This window comes from Leptolyngbya sp. FACHB-711 (assembly GCF_014695615.1).
Taxonomy (GTDB): domain Bacteria; phylum Cyanobacteriota; class Cyanobacteriia; order Elainellales; family Elainellaceae; genus Leptolyngbya_A.
Genome location: NZ_JACJOR010000572.1, coordinates 1 through 5986, shown reverse-complemented (window position 1 = coordinate 5986; position 5986 = coordinate 1). Strand labels below are relative to the sequence as shown.

At 45.3% G+C, this 5986-nt stretch carries 5 protein-coding genes; all 5 read left to right on the top strand.

Annotated elements, in window-relative coordinates; genetic code table 11:
- Positions 1-910 (top strand): hypothetical protein (locus H6F80_RS28290; RefSeq protein WP_242067621.1); only part of this gene is annotated, 910 nt, incomplete at its 5' end.
- Position 911: 1 nt separating this feature from the next.
- The gene (locus tag H6F80_RS28285) at positions 912-2459 is read left to right on the top strand and encodes an RAMP superfamily CRISPR-associated protein (protein ID WP_190794851.1); all 1548 of its coding nucleotides are present in this window, start codon (positions 912-914) and stop codon (positions 2457-2459) included.
- Positions 2460-2464: 5 nt separating this feature from the next.
- Complete coding sequence (gene csx19, locus H6F80_RS28280; RefSeq protein WP_190794850.1) at positions 2465-3019, top strand: type III-D CRISPR-associated protein Csx19; 555 nt, start codon at positions 2465-2467, stop codon at positions 3017-3019.
- A gap of 73 nt (positions 3020-3092) precedes the next feature.
- Positions 3093-5438 (top strand): TIGR03986 family type III CRISPR-associated RAMP protein, encoded by a 2346-nt coding sequence (locus H6F80_RS28275; RefSeq protein ID WP_190794849.1) that lies wholly within the window; start codon positions 3093-3095, stop codon positions 5436-5438.
- Between the two features lie 23 nt (positions 5439-5461).
- On the top strand, positions 5462-5986 hold a 525-nt coding region (locus H6F80_RS28270), incomplete at its 3' end, for a hypothetical protein (protein WP_190794848.1).

Here is a 5986-nt window from a genome sequence, read left to right as displayed (position 1 = left end):
AACAACATCAATTTCAGAATTCACTGAACAGTTAAGCAATCAACTGGGTGTTGAACTTAAATTAAAGGAATCAAGCAAGGGACAGACCGAATCTGATAGTTTGCTATCAGTGCTGGGGCGATCTAATCGTCGGGAATCTTGGCAGGTGCGCTGGCGTCTACCCCGACCCTCATTGGTAGGACTGGCAGCAGGAACCTGCATTGTTTATGAAATTCAGGGTGAGGTGAACAAAGAAGAATTTGCTAAAAAGCTGACCCAGGTACAAGCTGCCGGAATCGGTGAACGTCGTGCAGAAGGCTATGGACAACTTATATTTAACGATCCATTATTGATGAAAGAAATTGGTACCTGGAAGCCTCCAGAAGATGCAATCAAAGCAAACCCTGATTCCTCATCCGTACGACTCCCGACTTCTGACTCATATGCCCGAATTTTGGAGCAGGCTACTTGGAGAGCCGCTATCCAGCGGGAAGCATTAGGATTAGCATCATCCTCTACACAGCGTCAGGCTGCTCTGGGGCTGCAACTTAACCCTCCCATTCCTAAAACGTCTGCTCAGCTCGGAAGTTTGCGATCGCTCGTTGCTCGCTTACAGACTCCCAGTGATGTGCCCGGCATGATTGCCTGGTTAGATCGCCTTGAACAAACTGCCAACCGAAAAGACAAGTGGAGTGACGATAGTTTACAGGCGATTCGATCCCTGGTCAGCCAACCTGGTCGGGTTTGGGAATTACTTAAGATCCAAAGCAGGGAGCTAACCCTGACGCAACAGGGAGAACAATATTGGCAGCGAGAACTGTGGGCTGAAGCAGTCCGCACTCTGGTAGATGCCTGCATTCGTGCCCACCAGCGGGAAGGAGAACCAAAACCTACAGAGAATCGCCTAGCAGGTGTTGGAGGTGGTCATTAAAATGGTACGAAAAATTGCTGGTCGCATTCAAGTTAAAGGTACCCTCGTTGCTCAAAGCCCGATTCATGTGGGTGGTATAGCATCTGATCCAGATGTAGATATGTCATTAGCTATAGACGGACAGGGAAGATTTTATATTCCGGGTACCAGTTTAGCAGGAGCATTGAGGAACTGGTTAAAAGAAAACGAATTAGAGGACGAAACAATTTGGGGACCTCGACTGACAAAGGGAGATGACGATCGCGGTCATGCCAGTTTTATCATTTTGGATGATGGTGTGGTCTCTGGCAGAGTTTTTGAAGTGCGGGATGGAGTTGGAATCGATCGCGTTTTTGGCAGTGCTGCTGACGGGATTAAGTATAATCGTGCTGTTTTGCCTAAAGAGTCAAAAATTGATTTTGGCATGATGCTGGATTTGCAGAAGGCTGGGCAAGATGGAGAGAATTGGTTGGGGACGCTAATTCAGGCTTTAGAGAAAGGAGAAGTTCGCTTAGGCGCATCCAAAACAAGAGGGTTAGGACGGGTCAAGCTGGAAAATGCGAGCGTTAGCCGATATGGATTGAATAACCGCGAGGCAATGCTCAGAACCCTGAGAGGTCAGGGACAAGCGCTGACATTGCAACCTCAGCAAATCCGGGCTACATCTCGACTTTCGGTTGAAATCCTGTGGCAACCTCTCGGTTCGTTAATGGTCAAAGCAGAGGCGGATGGTATTGCGGTAGACATGCTGCCACTGGTGAGTACGGTTGGGGATCAGGTGGCTTTGGTGTTACCGGGTAGTTCAATTAAAGGAGCATTGCGTTCCCAGGCAGAACGAATTCTTTGCACCGTTCTGAGCCTGCCTGTGAAGGATGAGGATAAAAGCAAACAACGCTTTCAGCAACAGTTAGAAGACCCTAGACTCAGAATGACGCAGCTAATTTTTGGTATTGCAGCTAAAGATTATATTGGGAATCGTTCTGAGAATAGCTCTGAGAATCTTTCTACCCCCCAACTAGGTTTAGGAGCTTTAGCGATTGATGATTGCTATTGCGAGAAAAAGATACAGCCTGACCAGTGGCAAGCGATCGCGGCTGCAAAAGATAGCAAAGAACTGATGGAACTCCTGAAAGCAACTCCGCTGAAGGATACTCAACAGGCATTTCATGTTGCTGTTGATCGATGGACAAGTGGAGCTGCTGAAGGTTTCCTCTACAGCAATTTGGAGCCTTTTGGTTTGAAATGGGATGCTATAAGCTTGACGCTTAATCTCAATCGAATTCCCTTAAATGAGCAAGCCCCAGCGATTGCCTTGCTCCTGATTACACTGCGAGACTTGGCGGCTGGTCGGATTCCTTTAGGTTATGGGGTAAATCGCGGCATGGGAGCAATCCAGGTCACTCAAGTAAACCTCCAGGGAAAAGGCTTTGAAGGAGGATTAGCTGCTCTAAATTCAGAAATTTCCTTGTTCCAGGGCAACCTAATGGAACTGGATGGGAAACTTCTAACTGAACTCAATAACGCTTGGGCAAACTGGCTTCAAAACCCATCAGAAGGAGAAGCGCAATGACCTCTTTGTACGGACGCACCAGTGGGAAGGATATTTCTTTGCAAGACGCTTTAATTTGTTGCGTCACTGCTCTCTCTCAAGATTCTGAGACGATCGCCCTGCTTTACTCTCCTAATGAATGCCAATTCGCCAAACTACAGATGGATGCAACGTTAACAAAAGCCAATGGAGAAGCAGTAAAACTTAACTATGTATTTGAGGCAAGAGTATTTAACGAACAGTCTGAGCTGCGCTGGTTAAACAAAACTAATGGTCAGGGACAAGCCGTTATCATCTCTAATCAAAAACTAAGTTCTTGCCTAGATCTGGAATTAGAGGAATTAGAAGCGATCGCTACCCTGGAGCAAACCTATCTTCTCTGGGGTAAAAGGACCAATTCATCAGTTGGCGACCACTGGACTCGTTTGGCGACTCCTCGACTTGGTGCGTTCGATGTGCCAATCGTACTTTCCTCCAGTTATCCAGTCGAGCTTAAAGCAGTGGAATATCTAGTTGAAGATAATTTTGGCAATGTGGTAGTGGCAGAAGAACGTTTGGTCAAATTGCAGGAGAAACAATAAGTCTTCATCACGATTCGTCATAATTCTACAAGAGATATCTACGTTACTTAAGAACTGAACTAAAGGTTTCATCATGGCTGTAGGTACTTTAATTCTGGTTGGCAAGAGCAAGACAACTCTTCAGGTCAGATTTACGAATAAGAATGGCAAGGAGGTGACGACCAACATTCGGGAGTCTGAACTGTCAGCCGTTCTACTGAATCAGAAGAAAGGAGCGATCGCCAAACTAGAAGGTCTAGAGGTCGAATTTGAAGAAGCAGGCGGACAACCTACCAAAATCCGCGAGAAGGGGCAACTCTGGGTACAGGCTTCTGCTAATGCTATGACTTCTGCAAGCAAGTCTTCTAACATGCCTCAACCCTCCCACCCATGGATAAAAGGCAATTTCCACAATCCCTACAACTTTGTGCCTGCTCTACCTCGAAACCCAGAGCGATTTGAGGCAGATTTAGCCAAAGAATTGGGGGACCACCCTCCAGTACCGCATGGGGTTTACTGTGGCGATTACTGGAGCGGCAAAATTACTGTTACTTTAACAGCCAAAACACCCCTCCTAATTCCCGATGCGGCAAATGCAAAATCTCATCCAAATAACAGTGACCATAAAATCTACTTAATCCGGCGTAATGCCCAAAATCAGCCCTATATTCCATCAACTTCAGTTAAGGGAACGTTGCGATCAGCGTATGAAGCAGTAACCAATTCCCGATTGTCAGTGTTTCAGGGGCATATTGATCGGTTAGCATATCGAATGCCAGCAAAAATTGAAGCTAATTTGTTTCCAGCAAGAGTTGAGCGAAAGGGGGACGAACTTCTCCTAAGAATCATGAAAACTGCCTTCTTAGGGCACGCAGCAAAACTTCCTCGGTACAAGAGAAGTGGTTCCCCACCTGATAAAGGAGAGAGAGTTGCTGCGCTTAAGTACGAAAATACAAATCAACTGCCTCAGCATGGAGATGCTGTGTGGGTAAAAGTAAGTGAAGGTTTTGTCACTCAAATTCGTAGTAGAGGTTCTAGCTCATCTCCTAGCAAAGATTGGGAAAAGGGATGGGTTTGTGTTACCGGACCTAACATCAATGGCAAGAAGAATGAGAGAGTTTTTCTTGAAAACTCTCAAAATGAAATGTTGGCTGTGACTCCAGAAATTAAGGCACTCTGGGAGGAACTTATCAAGAACTATCAAAAAACCCACGAAAAAAAGATAGAGGCACGACGCAAAGAAGGAAAACAACCATCTGCTTACTTAGGTAAAAATCCAGGAGATACCGGATTTTCACGCCATGTTTATGATGTCAACGAGCTTGTCCTTGAAGAAGGACGGTTATGTTATGTTGAATATAGCCACAATCGAGTCAATGCTTTAATCCCTGTTACGATTTCTCGGCGTTTGTACAAAAAATCTCCGGAGAAACTTCTACCAAGTTCTCTAGAACCAGCCGCAAGTATTAACCATTTTTCACCTGCCGATCGCGTTTTTGGTTGGGTCAAGCAGGGAAGCGATCGCAACGATCCACGAAGCTCATACAAAGGAAACTTGAGAATTAGTACCGTTGAGTGTGTTACACCAGATGCGATAGAGCGATTTCCGGGACATGGATTGCCTCTAGCAATTTTAGGAGAACCGAAGCCTCAGCAAACGCGCTTTTATGCAGCTACAGATAAACTTGGATCTCCCTTAGCGGAAGGAGCGAATAAAGAAGAAGGGTATCAAGATGAAACCAAAGGACTTCGAGGGCGGAAAGTGTACCCACATCATTGCGCTTTGCCGACTGGCTATTGGGATGATCCCATGAATCCTGCTCAGAAGTTCCCTAATGACTATTACCGGGAATATCGACAACTTGAAGGAGAAGATCAGATTAGTGATCAAAATCGCTCTATTCAGGAGTGGATCAAACCGGGAACTCAATTCAAGTTTGAGATGAATGTTACTAATCTATCAAATGTTGAACTTGGTGCATTACTTTGGCTGCTAGATCTACCAGATGAACATTTTCATCGGTTGGGAGGAGGTAAACCGCTTGGCTTCGGTAGTATTCAGCTCAAGATAGATTGGGAACACACGGACCTGCGAATAGGCAGCCAGTGGAAAGAATTTTATCGATCGCTCTTGCCAGTCCAGCAAACTCTATCTCAATCTCAAGAGTGTAAGCAAGCCTTTCAAAAAGCCATTGTAGAAGCTTATAGTAATGAATTTGAGCGAGTCTCCTTCATTGCTGCATTTCTACGCTGTGCTAAAGGATTTGAAGATTCACTACCCATTCACTACCCTAGACTTCAACAAAAACCAACTTCTGAAGGGAAGGTTTTTGGTTGGTTCATTGCTAATGAGCGAACAGGTAAAAATGGAGGTCGAAAACTTCCGCTACCTCACCTGATCGACGATAGTGGTTTACCATTTATGCCCACCCAACAGTAAATTGACTTCGTGAGTATCCTTCAATGACTAAATCAGAACACAAAAAAGGACTAATTCTTACAGTCGGGACAACTCATGAACCAATTGTTTACAGCCTTCGGAAACTACAACCTAACTACGTTGCTTTTATTTATACTCCGGGTTCCTCGGAAACCTTAGATAAAGTGCTTGAGGCTTTTCCAATCACTCCTTCTTGCTTGTGGCAGCAATCAGTCCAGGATGACCCTGAGCAAATTGGGAGGCTAGTCCAGAAACTGTACAGTGCATTTTGCTGGCTTAAGGACGAGAAACAAGTTCAGCTGTCTCATATTTATACTGATCCAACGCCAGGACGCAAATGGATGAGTGCAGGTGCCACTATGATATCCTCCTTTTTGGGTCTGCAAATGTTCTACACGGATGCAAAATATTCTGGTGGCAGGTTAGATCCTGCGACTATGCGACTTGTCCCTCTTGGTAACGCTTATGATCAAACAGGCTTCATTGAAGCAGAAAATGCGCGAAAGCTTTTTAATCAATTTAATTTTTCTGCTGCTGGTGAGATGTTT